Consider the following 18,730-nt stretch of genomic DNA (forward strand, 5'->3'; position numbering starts at 1 on the left):
CCAATCAGCTCAGAGGCAGCACCTAAGTCGCCAATGGTATTCGCAGCGACTTCCCCTAAGTTATTGGCGAGTGCGCCGCGAAGACTTTGTGTCAGTCCATCGGCAAAATCCGAACCATGATGGCGTGTAGATATTAGAGTTACCTGAGGCCAGTTGCGTGTTACTCACACTCGGCATCTTGTTGGCTACCGGAAAAACTCAAGTTGAAATAGTACTTCGTTAAATTCCCTTACTATTTCTACACACTTTTATAATTTCACTCCTTTCTTTCTCTGTGACATTTTCTCCGTTATTTTTATACATCGCCTTAAACTCTTCTATAGCTACGAGTTCGTTGTAAAAATCTATCACTTTCCTAGTTAGGTAGATCGAAAGCAACGGAAGGCAGATAATGCTTAGTGGTATGTATATCAATATAATTAGAGCTGATGCTAGTACTGATTTTACTACTAGTTTTCGATACTCTACACATTCCACTAATGTATATCTCATCTCACTTGACTTCAAAAACAATAACGCTCCTAACAGCGCATACACTAATAACATTGGTGAAGGAGTTTTAATCAATAAACCTAGACTTAAAATGCATAAAGAAACACCAATAGAAGTTGAATAAATACCAAAAATCCGTCCACGATCAGATGATAGTATTCGCGTTAGTTTTTTATTCCTTCTCATTATCTACTACCTTGTCTATTACGATACCGAACCCTGCGTTCGCTCCTTGTAAGAGCATCTCTGCCCTTGGTGGTAACGGCAGTTTACTTATTTCATTCGAGATATTTTCATTCAAGACTCCGATGATAGGCTTTCCTCCTAAAGGAGAATCTGTACTTATTTTACCATCTTCTAATCCGGAAAAATAATCTAAAACTTCCATACTTATCTCTCCAGCTCCAGCTACAGTAGCACACCCACCGAGGAGTAAAACAGAGCAACCAGCTCCAACAACCATTGCTGTATTGGCAGGTAAATCATCTAGAAATTGTTGATCTTTTAGTCTTTTGCTTCCATCAGGGTCACCCAATACTACCGCAATACTCTCTCTTTCTTGACCAATAGCAATAGATTCATCATGTTTAATGTTACCATCATACGAATCATAATTTGCCTGTGCTAGCGCTAACTGTGATTCACACTCACTAGCAGACCCGACTGAGCAAGCCACTTGTAAGGATTGATCTCGCTCATAATCCAAGCGATTCAATTCATTTCTTTTTTCACAGGACGCATTGTCCCCATTTGCACATCGAGATTTTGCCATCTCTAGTTCTGTTTTTTCAGTATGGTTCAAGTGGTTATTCTGATGGACACTGCTTCCTGCTGTTTGACCAGTGTACGCCCCCTCGGCATCGCCTGTTACCGCTACACCGGCTACTGCCCCAGCTAAACCTGCCATGCCTACTTGTGTGGTCTCTCCTAGTCCTGAGCTGCCCAGCGCATCACCAATCAGCTCAGAGGCAGCGCCCGCTGCCGCACCCGCCGCAAACTCTCCACCTGCAAGCTCAGCTGCTGCGCCCTGAGTAACGGCATGAAGCGCCGTCTTTGTTAGACTGCCATTCTCAAAGCTCACCCCCTCAATCACATTGCCAGCACCTAAGTCACCAATGGTATCCGCCGCGACAGCTCCCAAGTTATTGGCGAGTGCGCCACGAAGGCTTTGTGTCAGTCCATCGGCAAAATCCGAACCATTAATGGCAGAGTCCACACCGGCTTGGACCGTTGAGCGTCCCGCTTGTCGTAACAACGATTCCGGGGTGAAGACCGGAGATGGCGTGTAGATATTAGAGTTACCTGAGGCCAGTTGCGTGTTACTCACACTCGGCATGTTATCCGTTGGGAAAGTACCATCACTAAAGCCGGTCACCACATCAAAGCCTGCTAACGCACCTGCGGTCACCATGGCCGTCGCAAGATGTCTGAGTTTATCAGAGGAGCCGAGCTCTTTAAGCGCTGCCCCAATATCGCCTTGATTGTTGGCGAGCGCGAGCGCGCCTTGTGTCATTAAGGTCGAGGAGGCGGCAGTGCCAACCGCTGCCACAGTGGTGCCAGCGGCGGTGGTGGCAGTCCCTGTAGCGCTGACCAAGGCCGCCCCTGCTGAGCTCGCTGCGCCTGCACTGACCACGGTGACAACGATCGCAATAATCGCTGCCGCGGGGGCACTGAGATTACTCTCACTGTACTCCCAGCTATCAAAGGCCTCATTCACTTCATTCCAGTTCACCTTTGGATTATCTTTAAGTGCGGTCATCCATGCGGTCTGCGAATTCGCTGGAATGTCATTAAGGGCTTTCGCGAGGTCATTATCCGTTCTGACGTAATCGACATTCATGCCAAGGGCGCTGGCGAGGGTAATGTCACCATCACTCTGCATCTGCGTCACCACTTGGATGGTCTTGGTGTGACCTTTCCCTTCCATGGTGACCATCAAGCCGCTACTGACGCTTTCTTGGCGTACGTTTTCATACTCCGTCGCTGAGGTAAAGTTGAGCGTACCATCCTCTGAGTTCAGTGCAATGTCATCTCCCGCATGAAAGATGGACGCTTGGTGGGTTTGGTTACCTTGACTGTTAAGGGTGAGTGAGCCTCCGGCACTTAAGTCTGTGCCATTCACTGTTTGGTGAGTACGTTCCACATCATTGGAGTCGGTGCCCCAAAATCCACTGCTCTCTCGGTATTGACGGCTATAGTGACTGTCGATGGCCGCCAGTGTGGAAAGCGCACCCCCCGCACCAACGCTTAACGCATCATTGGCACTTAGCTCGGAAGCGATAAGCGTGGTGTCACCGCCACTTTGCAGCCCAATATCTTGGGCCCAAAGGGTAGTACCTTGATGGGTAGTGGTTTGCGTTATGTCTTTACGCTTTGATGATTCCTGTCGGTCTAATTGCACAGTCTCATCGGTTAACAATGCAATATCCCCTAACGCGTTGAGGCTCGCCGTTTTTTTCGCGCTTAATGCCGCGCCAATGGCGGTGATGTCATTCCCTGCGCTTAGCGTTACGTTACCGCCACTCTCTAGAACACTTTGTGTCGCGTGGCTATCGAGCGTTTCAAAGACGGTGCCCACTTTATTCATGGTTTGGTATTGAACGCTGTCAACGCTGCCAAGCGTGATGTCGTCCATCGCGGCTAAAGTCATGTCGCCAGCGCTCTCCAGCGTTGCCCCAATATTGGAAAGGTTGCCGCCCGCCTGCAGGGTCAGATTGCCTGTGGCAGTAATCTCAGCAAAATCATCCAAAACCGTTTGTGTTAGCGTAATATTGCTCGCGTCACTGTCCACAAATCGGCCATTGGCATCAATACTAAACTGATTCTTGAGGGTTTCGTTAACAATGTCACCCTCTTGACTTATCAACGTGACATTGTCTCCGGCAAGTTGACCACTATGATTGACGATATCCCCAGTGGCCAATACGGTTAAATCTCCACCCGCTAACAGTTCGCCGTGACGATTGACAATGCTTTGTTCACTGACCAAGGTTAACGCGTCATCGGCCGCTATTTGACCAGAGTTTTGAATGGCACCTGCGGTAATCAACACATTTTCACCAGAGATGACCCCGCCTTGATGTAGGTCTCGAGTATCAAGATTGGCAAGGTAGAGTTTGGGAGCCAGGACCTCTTCCCCGTTGATGATGACGCGCTCATACCAGAGAATGTCTTGTGAGAGTCCTGCAATTTGTTCAGCGCTTAATGCGATGCCCGCTTCTAGGCTTAGAGCTTGCTGCTCATTGGCCGCTGCGTCCATCAGGGCGCGCATTTGCGCCAAATCGGTGCCAATATCTTGACTTAAATATCGCTGCCCGGTTTGTGCCATGATGGCTTGGGTAATCACTTTGGTGTCGTAATACGCATCCCCCAAGAACGTGATGTCGTTTTCAGGGTGGTAGTTCAAACTATCAAGAAAATAACCAGAACCTAAGAACTGGTCTTTTTGTGTCAACAGCGGATTGGTTTCAATCACATACTCACTGCTTGGCCCATCACTGTAGATAAATAAACCGTTAGGGCTGGTTGGCAGCCGGTAATCGGGGAAGTCCACCTCATTGTAGGTCGGCGTTTCAAGTGTGACTGTGCCTATTGATGGGCGCTCAGGCCCAGTCACACTGGCAGTGCGACTGGTTTCCCGCGTTTTATCAGCTATGGTCACGTCCGTTGTTAGCGTCACGTCCTCTAACTGGGCCATCGAGACGTTGCTCGGCCCCGTCAATGCCGCGCTGTCGTTGCTTAGGGCTGTTACGGATTGAGGTTGCGAGCCAATGGCGGCATGGCTTACCTGTAACGTATCATTGTTCACCGTATTGGCCACATTCATCGTCAGGTTGTGAGTGGCGGTAATACTGGAGGTTAAACGACCTTCGTTAGTGAATGTGGTGCGCGAATCTTGAAGATAGAAGATATACCCTCGTCCCCCGCTTGAATTAAACCCAAAGCCCGCGCGCGGTAGTTCGTAATCCAGTGTCGTTGTGGTCGTCCCAAATTCATATCCCGTATTGGTTAATGAGTTCGCTTGAATGTGAACATTTGAGGCGGCGATATGGCTGGCATGGTTGTTCACATTATCAGCCTCAATGTGAACATTGTTGCCTGCCAGTAGGCTGGACGCCTGGGAAGCGCTATTTAGCCTTAGCGTTTCGTTAAAGACCTCAACAGAAAAATGGTCTGGGGTTAACAACTCATAATGAGTGATTCGATGGTTACCATGCCCTTTAGAATTTTGACGATGTTCAACCCAGGTATCGTACTCAGGTTGATACTGCGTTCCTCTGGCATCAAACTCGGTGGAAAATTGACCGCGCTGGTCTTGGTGTGTCGTGTGCGTCACATCCAGCGTGGTACGCTCGTTGGTCAACGTTTGCGTTGCTATCGTCATATTGCCATGGGTCGCTTCGATGTGACCTGAGCGATTGGTGATGGCGCTGTTTTTCTCAAGCGCGGCGTTTTTGGCCAGTATCATATGGCGACCAGCTAAGAGGTCCCCTTGGTTATCCAGAGAGTGGCTGTAAAGCATGGCATTGTTGGCGGCGTACATCAGTGCCATGTTGGTGAGTGCGCCCGATAGCTGAGCCGTTAAGTCTCCAAACGAGGCGAGGGCACCTTGGTTGTGTAGGGTATCGGCATTTAAGCCTAATGATGAAAGTGCCTGAATGGTGCCCTGATTGGTTAAGGTCTTTGCGGTCAACGTCGTGTGATTGCCCACAATATCCGAACGATTGGTCAGTGTTGTGGTGGCGCTCAGACTCAGGTTTTCCTTAGCACTGAGACTCGCTCGGTTATCAATACGGCTCGCAGACACCGATAAGTCACCACCTGCGGTGATGTCATGCGTATTGACCCAATCACTTGTTATGGTTAGCGCAATGTCGTCATTGGCCGCCAGGATGCCTTGATGGTTCAAGGTGTCTGTATTGAGCGTCATGCCTTGTAGGCTATTGAGGGTACCTTGGTTGGTCACCGTTTGCGCTTGGATAGCACTGTTTCCACCACTTAACCAATCCCCCTGATGATGCAACGTTCCAGCATTCACCGTCAGCTCTTGATGACTGGTGAGATTGGCGGTATTGGTGATGGTTAATGCTTCTTTGGTGTCAATGGTGAGGCTCCCAACCGACTGTACCTGTCCTTGCAAATTGGCCTCACGAGTATCGAGTGACAAAGCATCCAGTACGAGCATATCGCCAGTTTGGGTCAGCGAATCACTTTGTACGTCCAGCGTGCCATTACTCACGGCAACACCTGACAGAGCGAGATGGCCATCAGCGCGTAATGTCATGGCCTGTCCAGAGACCAGTTTTTGTGTGCTACTTAGTGTGCCCGCTTGAATATCGAGCATCTTGTCGGCTTGAATGTCGCCATCAATTCGAGTGTGAGCGCGCTGGCGCAGCGTCACATTCTGACCTTGCAGCGAACCTTGCTGCGAGAGAGAATCGCTGATTAGGGTAATATCGCCATGACTGGCCATCTGACCGGATTGATTTAGCGATGTCGCAGTGACGGTCACCGCGTCTTTCGCCATCACGCGGCCGTCAAGATGTATTGAATCGGCTAAGAGTGTCAGGTTTTGCTGTGAGGTGATGGCCCCATCTTGGGTCATTGAAAGCGCATCGCTGGACGTCACAGATAGCGTCCCTGCACTTTGAATGTGGTCACTGATGGCTATCTCTTGACCATCAAGTGTCATATTGTCTGTACTGACCACACTGCCATCTAGAGTTTGCTCTTGTGCGTCAAGGGTTAACGTTCCTTGGCTGGCAAGTGAGCCAGAGTGAGTGAGGGTATCGGAGGTCAGCGACAGCTGTCCGTCGCCGCTCTCGGCCATAACCGCAATCAACCCCTGGTTATCGAGGACGTCGTCTGCCCTTAACCATGCTTGGCTAAAACTGAGCACCTCGCCATGGTTAGTTAGATCCTCTGTCGTGAGGCTTAGTGTCTTCAGTGCCTGCAAAGTAGCCGTAGCCGTATTTGAGAGCGTTGTCGTTTCTAAGGTGACGTGTTGTCCGGATAAGAGCGCCTGGTTGGTCAGCACATTCGCCGTCAGCGTTAATGTATGGCCTGCCGATAATTCACCTTGGTTCGTCACACTATCTCCGGTGAGCGACAAGTGACGACCTGCGACCATATCACCTTGAAGGACAGTGGGGGTGTTCACCTCGAAGGTTAAGTCACTGCCCGCCTCTAATAGACCGTGATGCTCCAGTGATGCACTTTGTCCCTTAAGGTGATTGGCAGCCTGCACGCTTCCTTCGTTAGTCCATGACGCCGCGTCAATCGACACATCGTTGGCGCTGAGCACTCGCCCTTTATGATGCCAGTCGTCGCTGTCTATTTGAACGTGGTTTTGTGCCAGTAGTGCGCTGCTGGCGGTGGTATCAAGCGCCGCTGACGACACCATCAGGTCGCGACCGGCATAGGTTTGTCCGTCGAGCGTACTGTGATTCGCCGCTAGGCTCACATCGCGACTGGCGGTGAGCGCTCCCTGTTGTGTGAGCGTCTTTGTTGTCAGCGACATGTCCTTGGTACTCAACGAACCCGCTAATGCCATCGTGTCAGCGGTTAGCGTTATTGATTCGTTCGCGTTTAACTCGCCCGACGAGGTCAGCGTTTTTGTCTCTGCGGTGATGGAAGAGGCACCCTGGACTTGCCCATCCAGAATAGCAGATTCAGATTGAGTGAGCGTGATGTCACCATTGGAAGCTAGGCGACCTTGCTGTAATAACGTATCACTAACAATAGAGATATCGTTTTGACTCAAGATTTGACCGGTAAGTTGAACCGTTGTGCCCTGTAGCGTCAGTGCCGGGGTGTTAGCCATCACGCTGTCTTGTCCTGCAACGTGGCTCGTGACATTCACAGCGCCCCCTAAATCCACGGTGTTTCCCGTGATGGCCATGACGTTGGCATCGCTGCGCCCCGTCTGAGTCACAGATTGATGACCCGTCATGTTGAGCGTGCTTGCCTGAACGTGGCCAGATTGCGTGATGTCCTCCGCCGTAAGGCGAGCCGACTGACTAACTTGGACAGGAGTGGTGTCGGTAATGGTAAGCGTCTCTTGAGCCGTTACGACAACGTCATCAGCTTGCACGGCACCGTCTAACGTGACGTGACGTCCTGAGACACTCAAGGTAGGGGTAGTGAGTGTCCCACTCCCGGTAAGCATCACGGTATCGCCTGACAACGCGGCATCGGACGAGATGCTTATGTCACCTTGATTGGATAAGGTATTGAGTGAGGTTAGGGTCGCAGTGTCAGCCGTCAGAGTACTGCCTTGGCCTAGATGCAACGAGGTTATTTCACCACTGAGTGTCGGCGCTTCAACAGACGACTCAGTCAACGAAACGTGGCGCGCTTGCACGCTGACCTCTTCACCGCTCACCCATTGACTGTGATGCGCATCCACAGTTTCTGCCTCAAGCGTCAGTGACTGTCCGGCTACTTGCTGACCTTGAGTGCGAATACCTTCACGACTGGTCACCGTTAAGGCCTGCGTGGCACTGGCACTGCCCAGTTCAATGCGGCCATCGGCCGTTAATGACACACTTTGCCCTGACAGGTTGCCTACATTGACGCCTACACCAGACTCTGTCGCTACAAGCGCGATTCGACCGGCATACATGCCGCCTAACGCAGAAGAGTCAATGGCGACGCGAGGTGCGTCTGCTTGTCCTGTCTTTGTCTCCAGTACGTTATTATCGCCATACCGAACGCGGTTTGGTCCTGTCACGACATTAAGCGCTTCGCCGTGAAGCTCGCCGTTAACACGTGCTGCTCGGCTGATAATGTCAAAATAATCCTGATTCGTGGCATCAAGCCCCGCTTCGCCAATCAGCACATTACCTTGAGACACATCAAACCCGGTCAACACCCCATGGCTTATCTCAGGGCTGCCCGTCGAAAGCGTGACCCTCGGGGTGTTAATAAAACCGCAGCCATTACAGGTAATGCCATACGGGTTGGTCAGGATGACCGGAGCGCTATCCCCAAACACTTCGGTGTAACCTTGAAGCTCACTTCGAGAAGCGCCAGTCACTTCATTTAAGATGACACTCGCGGCGCCATTGGTGAGGTTGGGATTGTTGGATAAATAGCCGCCAAGCTCAGACACCTCAAGCTGCTCGGTGGAGTTATTCAAAATAAGTCCGGTGCTGTCCACATCAAATTGCTGATAGCGATTGTGCGACAATCCTTTTTCATTGGGCGTGGCAATATTGACCACTTCCACGCCGTTACCCGCGTTAATCACTTTGGTATTGCCTGAACTGACCACCACACTGGCGAGCGCTGGCTGTACATTGATAAGCACGCAAAGACCATACGTCAGCGTGCGCTGCCAAGTTGTGAGGGGAGTGAGGCGTTCTTCCATGAAAACCGTCCTTAATTACAGCAATACAGTGAGTTGATAATAGGCGACGTAGTCATCCGCCTTTAGGCGCTCTGGGTAATACAAAGGGGCGGCGAACATCAGCTGGCTTTGAAAATAACGATGATGGGTACGAAGACTCACCCCCATTCCTGCCAATGTCCCACCTTCCAAAGCGTCGCGGGCGTCGTCGACTATATGACCCGCATCTAGCGCCATACGCGCACTAAACTGACCAAAATACGGGGCACTTCCTAAAGGCCACTCGGCCTCATTACGCCAATAGAACCCTTGGTCACCCGACAATGAGGCGCCTTTAAAGCCTCGGACCGAGTACTCCCCACCGATACTCAATCTTTCAGTGCCATACAGCTCGTCGTGAGTCCATTGACCAAACAGCGTACTGGTGAGGCTGCCTTGGGTGGGCAGTAAATAGGTCACACTCCCTGTTAATGAGCCTTTGATATACTGTGCCTTTGGCTCATGTAGCGCTTTTTGCCCATCATCTTCGCCCCCAAACCAATCCACACCCAAACCAAGGGAAGGCGACAACGTCCAGAAACTTCGGCCGACTCGCTGACTGTGGTCTGCCGTCAATGACACTCCAGACAGGTTGCGAGAGTTGCCTTCCAATAGGCTGCCTAGTAAATAATTCTTCTCTCGGCGGTGTGTCAGCCCTAGATTCAGTGACGTCTTACTTACCGAGTCTCGAAGCGCTAGCCAACGAAGGTTAAAGGTGTGTGTATTGGTTTGCCCTGAGGAGTCAAACAGATAATGTTGATGAGTAAATTCCCGGTAATACCGACTGTAACTGGTCCGAAAATTGGCGCTCCAATAGCCAAAGGGAACCCCAAGCGACAACGTCAAGTTTTCAGAGTCGAAGCTGCTTGCAAACGCGCTGCTTTTGTTACCAGATAAAGACCATTGTTCTAACCAATCCAAAAGGTTATCCGCACGCACACTGGCGCTAAGCTGCGTTTCTCCTGTGGAGGGCTGACCGCCATTATTAAAACCGAGACTGGCGTTCACTGCCCGGCCTTCACGGGTTTGGATATTCACGATGGTGTGACCTTGAGTTTGACCGGGGAGCAGTTCAATCTGTGCGTTATAACGAGACAGTCGATTGATTTGGTCCAGTCCTTGCTCGATATCTCTAAGGTTTAGCACTTGACCTACTGCATTGGGAAACGCATGCCTAAGAAAAAGCTCAGGCTGACCATTCATTAATAGTGCCTCTAATCGCCCTTCGACTATCACCACTTCGAGCACGCCCGAGGTTAAATCTTGAGGCACTAGATAGGCTCTAGAGGTGACATACCCTGCCTCCAGATAATGATTACTGACACGGCGAAGTAAGGCATTCATCTCCCCTAAATTGAGGCAGGACGGGGTAAAGCCCGATACATCGAGCAGTTTCTCATCATCAAAAACCGTGTTGCCTGACCATACGATAGTATGGAGCTCAAAACAGACGCCGCTCTTAGCCGCGTCATTTGGTGGCAAAGTTGGAATGGGGGTTAGCGTCAGGGCGCTGTCTTTGGCTTGCTCGATGCGTTGTAGACGTTCCGCTTGGGCTTGCTCGATATCAGACTGAGTTGCTGGAGACGTTAAGTCGTTCGCCCAAGCGCTTCCAACAGATAGCCACAAACACCCCAACAACGCCAATCGCACTGTAAATTCCTTACTTCAATAATGCCACTCATGACCCTTTGGGTAGGTTGTCACGCCTAAAACCTTATCATTAGTGTGCTCAATATGTCATGCGATTGATATTAAATGAATTTAATATAAAGACAATTTTATAAAATGATTGACTGAACATTTTGTGAGTGGCATTCCAGAAAATCCCGTTTCACACCCATCAAGGAATTTGATGATTAAAATTTCCAATATACAAGGCAACTTTATCCTCTCTGTCTCTTTTTTCAACTCAAAGAAAACAGGGCGAAGAAATAGCTCAAGACCAATTGCTATTTGTCTATGTGCAATACTCAGAGCTGCTTCTTTTATTTTCTGATCCTCAAAGCACTTTTTGCAAAGTTCATTCGCTTTTACGTCAAATTTAAAAGTAGATTGCAGTCTTGGTATTGAATGTTATTAATACAAGTGCGCAGCTGCACTTTATGAACGTATAAGCTTCAGCATCAAGTCATTATGTTAGCTCGGTCAGCAGAGCGCCTTGTTTTGCTGGATTTGGATAACTTTTAATAGGGCAAACGCACGCCTACTAAATGACAAAGAGTGTTTGCTCTAAATGATCTTGGGGCACTTTTGAGTTCCAAAAGTGCCAACTGTGAAGACTCTGGACAAATGGGGTTAATGTAAGGCTCTATCGAGTTGTTAATTGAGCCCCGTTTTATCGCTGTTCAAGCACTTATCTCAGCGTTAAGGAAGCGTTCTAGTATAAGAATAATAAAGCGCTTTCTTGAGTGATTATTTGTTAAAAAAACTAGCCACTGCATTTGCTGAAAGCGTTACTGCTTCTGGTTTGTAGTAAAAATCAACGTGGCTAAACTTACCTAAAGCCAGTACTTCATGCTCATTGGTTAACTTTTCAATAAACGCTGTTGAGCAAATTGCGGTTGGCGCATCCTGACCATAAACAACTAGCGTTGGCTGTACTATTTTGTCAGCGTAGTGCTCACAAAGAGAGAATAAGGATTGCATTGGTTGATCTGCCACATGTATGTTGGTGAAATTCTCGACTGCTACAGGACCTCGATAGCCATCACGACCATAGTAATCATATGTTTCACCTGCCATTTCCGGAAAGGCAGCTTCTCCAACAAACTCCTCTTTTGACTGTTCGTCATTTAAGCCAAATGGGGCCACATAGTCAGCTTTACCGGTTTCAAACATTTTCTGCTTAGAATCGTTTGCAGCTGCAATCATTTGATGAACGGTTGCTTTATCTGTCCATTGGAATGCATCCGCTGCCATCATGCCTGAAACAAGCGCCATCTTATTAATACGATGGTCCGTCACCGCTGAAGAAGCCATAATTGAACCGCCCTGACAGACACCCAGACCGTAGATTTCATCGACATACGGTAGCGAGCTTAAGAATGAAACCGCATCCCACGTATTTTCTATTAAACGGAACATGTAACGAGACTGCATATACTCACCAGGAAGTGACGGAGAGTCACCCATACCTAGGTAATCAAATGCAAGGAAGATAAAACCACGCTCTGCCATTTCAGCACCATAAGTTGCTAGCACTTGCTCTTTCACTTGTGGAAACGGGCTTGCACCTAGGATAGCTTTGTACTTCTTGTTTACGTCAAATCCCGCAGGTACATAGAGATTACCAACCAGATCTACACCAAATGATTTGAAAGTTACTTGTTTAATATTCATATTCCTACCTTTTGTTTCTGCTACTTTATTGAATTTGCATTATTCGCTTTCAAACACTGGAATTAATTCTAGTGTTGCCGCTTCGTGCTTTTTTGTGTCAAACGTTAGACGCATTATTGGATATAGAAGCCCCAGTAACTTCCGATAAGCTGAGTTGACTCGGGACGTCACCATCGATAGGTCATTAGGAACTTTGCCATTGACTAACACCTCTAGGTCACCGACTCTCATCGCTCCATTGGGTTCGCCGTCCAAGCTTGGATTATTGATAAATGCGTCATACCAACTCCGCTCGTTGAACTTATACTGTCTGACAAAAAAACGGCCTTCGGTTTGTACAATGGTGATATCTATAAAACGGTGATCACCACATCTAATCTGATGAACTTTTTTCCTGTCAACGGCTTGAATCAATTGACTTAATTGTTCTTCCTTTTGTCGTATAGTTATCACCTCATAAGCTGTCTGGTAATTGATAAGGCTATCTTAGGTGGTACGCTTCGATATAGCAGTGCACAAAACTGCAAGACTTGTATACAGAATAACGAGGCAGAGTTAATACATCTGGTGATGCGGGAAGTGTTAATATTCAGCACTTGCTATTTCGAGCATAGCCTTCTCAAGGCTTTGATAGTATGGGTTCCAAGTCAATCGAGCATGCACCTTACCCTCCTCTTCATAACCCCAAGCCGACAACCACACTTCACCTCCTTTCTCGCAATAGGCTAGCGCGTCACTGTCCATGCTATTCATACACATCGTGTAGGTTGCATCTTGTCCGTAATAAGCATTGCTTGGAGCAAATAAAGGACTCATGTGAGATGCCGTACTAATCCTCAACCCATCCAACTTCATACTCGATACCGTCACGGTTTCCTGCCCAATATTAGACTCACCATACCAAAGCAGTTGATTACTCGGATGTGTAAAGCGTTGTTGATATAGAGCATTTACCGCTTCTGGGTCGATAATACTGTCCGCCTCACTCAACACAATTAGAGTGGGGATCTCCACTTGATTCTCTTTCAATAACTCTCTTAGCTTTGCTGCACTTTGTGAGTATGCTATTGCTCCATTTAGCGGTGCAGAGTTATAGCGAGCAAAGTTGTCCTCATCAGTGGTGTAGCCATCAAAAAAGATGGAAGCGATAGGTGCTAACTTTTCAAGATATGGCGTTTGAGACTGAAAGCCTGGAGAGAACAGTAACAAGCCATCAATACCTCCATTTTCGATAGCATGAATTGTGACGAGGTTGCCTCCTGTAGAAAAACCGCCCAACCAGACCTCTTCGTATTGTTGTTTCAATAAACCAGCGTAATGATCAACGATAGTTTGCCAATCGTTATAGCTTGGCAGGGTTAAGTCACTTGGCTTGCTCCCATGACCTGGAAGTAGCAACACTTCCACATGAAACCCTTGTACACGCAACGAAGGAGCAATGTCCGAAAAGCTATATGGTGAATCACCCAAACCGTGTACCAGTAAAACGGCCTTGTTTGTCTTGTGTTTCGGTGTCAATTCGAATGGCATGTTCATAGTGATTTCCTTATCGTGGTCATCACTGATGTAACTACGATTTTCCGCTAGCCACTTCTCTGTCACCATTAAATAATCGGAAAATGACGGCTGAATATAATCATAATAATCCTGAGACTGACTTAGCGAAGTTGAAGAACCAGAAATACAACCGGCTAATGAAAAAACAACGCTAAGTAACAGCAACTTGTATAGATTTGCAGACATACCTTTGGAAAACCTCTCTTGTCAGAGCGCAATTGCTCCGTCGATTAGAAGGTCATAATAAGTGGTGGCTATAATTTAAGCAGTGCACAAAACCACGAGAGTTGTATACAAATCCCCGAAATTGATCATTTCGTTGTTTTGTATACATATTACGGAGTTTTATATACTGTATTTCTGCTTAGACTGACGCATAGTAGTTATCGCAATGATCAACCTTATCGTCAGCCATTGTTTATGACATATGCCAGCATTGCGTTACACCATGAGGTTCAATAATGAAAAAATTCCACTTTGAAACGATTGCAGAACAAAATGCGGCACTTGGTTTACGTCCACCAGAGCATCCTCTTGTTGATGTAATAAAAATGAGCTCAAACAATGATGATAACCAGCTCAATTGTGAACAAGAGTTGGCGCTATCCACCAGTTTCTATTCGATATCGCTCAAACACATTATTTCTGGTGAACTCATGTATGGCCGCACAAAGTACGACTGCTCCAATGGTACTATGCTGTTTTTTGCACCTAATCAAGAAGTATCAGCAAGTGGGATTAAAGTTGATGCAGTAGCTCGAACAATCTGTTTCCATCCGGACTACATTCGTGGCCACAAACTACAAGATGAACTGAAGCAATATCAGTTCTTCAATTATTCCGTCAATGAAGCGCTGCACCTTTCTCCAAAGGAAGAGCGACATATGGCAAATATGTTTGATACGCTTGAGATTGAAAACAGCAATTGCTTAGATGCCTTCAGTAAAGACCTAATTCTCTCGCAAATCAGTACGTTATTGATGTATGCCAATCGTTACTATCACCGACAGTTCTTGATGCGCAAAGAAACAGATACATCGGTATACGATAGGTTTTCAAATCTATTGGAGGCTCGATTAGAAGCTGTTATTAGTCAATCGGAAACTATTCCTGAAGTTGAAGATATGGCGCGAGATATGAATATGACGAGTCGCTACTTAAGTGATGCCCTTAAGGCAGAAACCGGAAAGACAACCAAAGACTGGATTCATTACGCTTTGATTGAAAAGTCAAAGGATCGCTTGCTTTCAAGTAAGGATTCTGTCGCGACTATTGCATATAGTCTTGGCTTTGAATATCCACAGTATTTTTCGCGTTTATTCAAAAACAAAGTAGGAATGACACCATCTGAATATCGAGCAGAGAACATTCGTCATTAATCGGAATTTTGGATGACGAATGTCCTAAGGTAGATACGAAACACGAAAAGGGACATAAACTCGTTAATCTTTCACAAAACCACGATAGGTGATTGGCTGATATAGCTTAAAAGCACTAAGAACTCTTTATTGTTTCCATCTATTATCAACAAAATCTATAAAGTATTTCCTTAACAATGTGACTTGTCGAAGAGTCCGGCTAACATTACAGTGACCAAATCGATTGGGCAGTTTGTTGTTATGTGCCAGTCCATGACAAGAATTTATCTGTTGTTATTCAGATAAAAATCTATTGAATAACTAGGAGCTTAGAATGAGCAAAGTGATCTTAATTACTGGAGCAACCGATGGTATTGGGTTAGCAACTGCCAAGGATTTAATAAAGCTAAATCATACAGTTATCATTCACGGTCGAACCCCAGCCAAAGTTTCAGACGTCGTTGATCAGTTACTGGAATTGAATTCAGATGCGAAAGTAGAAACGATCATTGCTGATTTATCTGATCTCAACCAAATAAACAAAATGGCTGATGAGGTTTCTCAGCGATTCTCTCAAATCGATGTCCTCATTAATAATGCCGGCGTATTTACAGCTCCCGCAACTAAGACTGAAGATAATCTCGACATTCGTTTTGTCGTCAATACTATTGCCCCTTATCGTCTTACACAGGCTTTAATTCCATTGCTTGCTGCTAACGGACGTGTGGTTAACTTATCTTCGGCAGCACAAGCCACTGTCAACTTGGATGCATTGCGAGGAAACAAGCCACTCGGTGATTCAGATGCATACGCGCAAAGTAAACTCGCTCTTACTATGTGGTCTCGCGCGTTGGGATTACGCTATGAGCAAACAGGACCAATGATTGTGTCTGTTAATCCGAAGTCGTTTTTGGGAAGTAAAATGGTGAAAGATGCATATGGTATTGCAGGAAATGACTTAGCTCTCGGTGCTGATATTCTAGTTCGAGCATCGCTGTCCGATGAATTCGCGCATGCACATGGCAAGTATTTTGATAATGATTTAGAAAGCTTTGCCGCACCGCATCCTGATGCATTAAATGAAACGAAAACTGAACAAGTATTATCCGTTATTGAAATGTTATCTGCTAGATAGACTCATATAGGAATAAAAAGGTTAGCCAACAATATCGTGTCGAAAGGTTAACCTTTTCTATTATTAATATTCAGGATAGGCAGCAACTATAAAAATAGAGCAATAGACCTAGCCATTATCGCAATTCTTGACAAAACCATGACAAAACATCGACTGTGGTAACCAGCTGATTCCTATAACCTTCCCGCTCCGTTCAAACCCAAAATAAAAACTATGATTATATTTACCATTGATTCTTTTAAAGAGGTTTTTCATATTCATACCTCAATGAAGAATAACCAGTTTAGTACTCAATATTTCAACGATGGCAACAAGCTTCATAAGTTGAAAGGAATAAGTATTAAAAAAGACGTGTTTGATGTATCGGGAATGTACCATGAGGTTATTACTGGCTGCACATTTGAGTTTTACAGTCGATCTGACATCAAAGTTAAAATCGTCGAAGGTGAGTTTCACGTCGAAGACATAGAGCTTTCACGACAAACTACGACAGATTATGGTGTCTGTACCTCAGCATCTGAGTTCTGCTTTTAGCTAAACCATAAAAAAACTGACTAGCAGTGCTAGTCAGTTTAAACGTATTAAAGATGACTTCATCAGTTATTGAATCTGAGCACCTTGTTCTACCCATTCTCCAATTAACATACGTTCCTCATCTGTCATCTGAGTTAGATTACCTAACGGCATTACCTTCGTCGTCACGGTTTGCGCGACAATGCGTGGTACATTCACTTTGATCTCTTCAGGCGTATCCAGAATCACGCCAGCTGGAGCGGTTTGGAATGCAGCATGTGTTGGCGTTGCAGAGTGACATACCGAACAGCGCTCTTGAATGACATCATTAATTTGTGCAAAGGCAATTGTGCCATCATCTGCTTGAGCCGCAATATCGGCTGAGGCTTGCATGTCTGCATGATGATCACCAGCTTCAACCACAGGTGCTTTTGCGACAGGGGCTGCTGGTTTGTTGGCATAAGGCGATGTAACAAAGGCTAGCGTTACCATACCCAAAGCAGCAGCAGGTATTGTCCATGCGAACTTCTGGCTACCATGACGTGTATTAAAGTAGTGACGGACCAAGATACTAAATACTGATAGCGCAGCCAAAATTGCCCAGTTGTATTCAGAACCATATGTGCTTGGGAAATGGTTGCTGATCATGATGAACAACACTGGCAAAGTCAGATAGTTATTGTGTCGTGAACGTAACAGGCCTTTTGCTGGCAATGTAGGGTCCGGCTCTTGATTGTTTTCAATCGCTTTCACTAAAGCACGTTGCGCAGGCATGATGACGAAGAACACGTTACCAACCATGATGGTACCAATGATAGCGCCTACGTGGATGTAAGCACCACGTCCACTGAACACCTGCGACAAACCATAGGCTGCACCTACCAACCCTAGGAACAACACGATACCTAACAGTACCGGCGTTTTGCCCAAAGGCGAGTTACACAGTAGGTTGTAGATTACCCAACCAGAGATAAGCGCAGCAATACCGATCATAATCGCTGTTGTTGAGTCGATGCCCGAACCTGGAGCTACTAGATAGATTTCAGCATTGAGGTAATACACTACGCCCAATAGCAGTACACCCGTAATCCACGTAAAGTAAGCTTCCCACTTAAACCAGTGAAGGTTTTCTGGCATTTTTGGTGGTGCCAGTTTGTATTTCTCAAGATGGTAAATACCACCGCCGTGAATCGCCCACAAATCGCCAGATAGGCCGTCTCTAGGGTTAGTACGGTTGAGATTGTTCTCAAGCCAAACGAAGTAGAAAGACGCTCCAATCCATGCGATACCTACAATCATATGGGCCCAACGAATCATCAGGTTGAGCCATTCTGTCATGTGCGGATCCATAACACACTCCTCAAAAGCAGCTTAGACAGTCGCTTGCTGCTTGTCCTTATCTTGTTTCGTCTTATCGATGTCTTGCGGCAAATCCTTCAAGTCCAACTGTACAAGGTTCTCTTCAAAGAACACTTCATCACAGTTATGCCCTTCCCCAGCTCTATCGACGATCAGAAATTTATCTTGGTCGGTCAGAGCCAGAACCGGATGGTGCCAAACTCCTTTGTGATAGTTGACCCCTTGTCGACCGTTACTATAGAAAGCTCGGCAGTCAGTCAAAGAAGGATTGTCGCCTTTTGGTGCGACAACGATAAGATACGGTTGACCAAGCAATGGTATAAACGCCTGTGACCCCAGCGGGTGTCGCTCTAACATCGAAATGGTGAGCGGATACTGAAGCGGGGTCGCTTGGAAGATACTCATGATCGCACGCCCCCCATGCTCTTCAACATCGGCTTCAGCTAGCTTATGGTAGCGACGAGTTGACCCATTATTGATCATAAAATAGTCACTATTTTCAACTTCAATCACATCACCAAACTGCTCAAATGCGGCCTTGGTGAGTGGCTCAATAGTTAGATGACGAATACCATTACTCATAAAAAT

At 46.8% G+C, this 18,730-nt stretch carries 10 protein-coding genes; 3 read left to right on the forward strand and 7 right to left on the reverse strand.

The window, feature by feature from the left end; translation table 11 throughout:
- Positions 1-664: 664 nt before the first annotated feature.
- The 5 genes from OH456_RS07215 to OH456_RS07235 all read right to left on the reverse strand — a co-directional run bounded on the left by OH456_RS07215 (position 665) and on the right by OH456_RS07235 (position 13,963).
- Positions 665-8,863 (reverse strand): two-partner secretion domain-containing protein, encoded by an 8,199-nt coding sequence (locus OH456_RS07215; RefSeq protein WP_270033189.1) that lies wholly within the window; start codon positions 8,861-8,863, stop codon positions 665-667.
- A 15-nt stretch (positions 8,864-8,878) separates the two neighbouring features.
- Positions 8,879-10,531 carry a ShlB/FhaC/HecB family hemolysin secretion/activation protein gene (locus OH456_RS07220; RefSeq protein ID WP_270033190.1) on the reverse strand — a complete coding sequence of 551 codons (1,653 nt, stop codon included), beginning with the start codon at positions 10,529-10,531 and terminating at the stop codon, positions 8,879-8,881.
- A 762-nt stretch (positions 10,532-11,293) separates the two neighbouring features.
- Positions 11,294-12,220, reverse strand: a complete 927-nt coding sequence (locus OH456_RS07225; RefSeq protein ID WP_270033191.1) for an alpha/beta hydrolase — start codon at positions 12,218-12,220, stop codon at positions 11,294-11,296.
- Positions 12,221-12,259: 39 nt separating this feature from the next.
- Positions 12,260-12,673, reverse strand: coding sequence for a hypothetical protein (locus OH456_RS07230; protein WP_270033192.1), 414 nt, complete (start codon positions 12,671-12,673; stop codon positions 12,260-12,262).
- A 129-nt stretch (positions 12,674-12,802) separates the two neighbouring features.
- Positions 12,803-13,963 (reverse strand): alpha/beta hydrolase, encoded by a 1,161-nt coding sequence (locus OH456_RS07235; protein WP_270033193.1) that lies wholly within the window; start codon positions 13,961-13,963, stop codon positions 12,803-12,805.
- 275 nt (positions 13,964-14,238) lie between these two features.
- On the opposite strand from OH456_RS07235, the gene OH456_RS07240 reads away from it, so the two are divergent.
- From OH456_RS07240 to OH456_RS07250, 3 genes are all read left to right on the forward strand, one after another.
- On the forward strand, positions 14,239-15,156 hold the full coding sequence (locus OH456_RS07240; protein ID WP_270033194.1) for a helix-turn-helix domain-containing protein: 918 nt from the start codon (positions 14,239-14,241) through the stop codon (positions 15,154-15,156).
- A gap of 313 nt (positions 15,157-15,469) precedes the next feature.
- The gene (locus tag OH456_RS07245) at positions 15,470-16,270 is read left to right on the forward strand and encodes an SDR family NAD(P)-dependent oxidoreductase (RefSeq protein ID WP_270033195.1); all 801 of its coding nucleotides are present in this window, start codon (positions 15,470-15,472) and stop codon (positions 16,268-16,270) included.
- A gap of 213 nt (positions 16,271-16,483) precedes the next feature.
- Positions 16,484-16,804: a hypothetical protein gene (locus OH456_RS07250; protein ID WP_124941036.1), complete on the forward strand. Its 321-nt coding sequence runs from the start codon at positions 16,484-16,486 to the stop codon at positions 16,802-16,804.
- A gap of 66 nt (positions 16,805-16,870) precedes the next feature.
- Here OH456_RS07250 and OH456_RS07255 read toward each other — a convergent pair whose 3' ends face one another.
- Both OH456_RS07255 and OH456_RS07260 read right to left on the reverse strand, forming a co-directional pair.
- Positions 16,871-18,133 carry a urate hydroxylase PuuD gene (locus OH456_RS07255; protein WP_062460126.1) on the reverse strand — a complete coding sequence of 421 codons (1,263 nt, stop codon included), beginning with the start codon at positions 18,131-18,133 and terminating at the stop codon, positions 16,871-16,873.
- 21 nt (positions 18,134-18,154) lie between these two features.
- A complete protein-coding gene (locus tag OH456_RS07260; protein WP_270033196.1) occupies positions 18,155-18,724 on the reverse strand; it encodes an ureidoglycolate lyase in 570 nt (189 codons plus the stop codon).
- Positions 18,725-18,730 lie beyond the last annotated feature (6 nt).

This window comes from Vibrio sp. La 4.2.2 (assembly GCF_027586995.1).
Classification (GTDB): domain Bacteria; phylum Pseudomonadota; class Gammaproteobacteria; order Enterobacterales; family Vibrionaceae; genus Vibrio; species Vibrio mediterranei.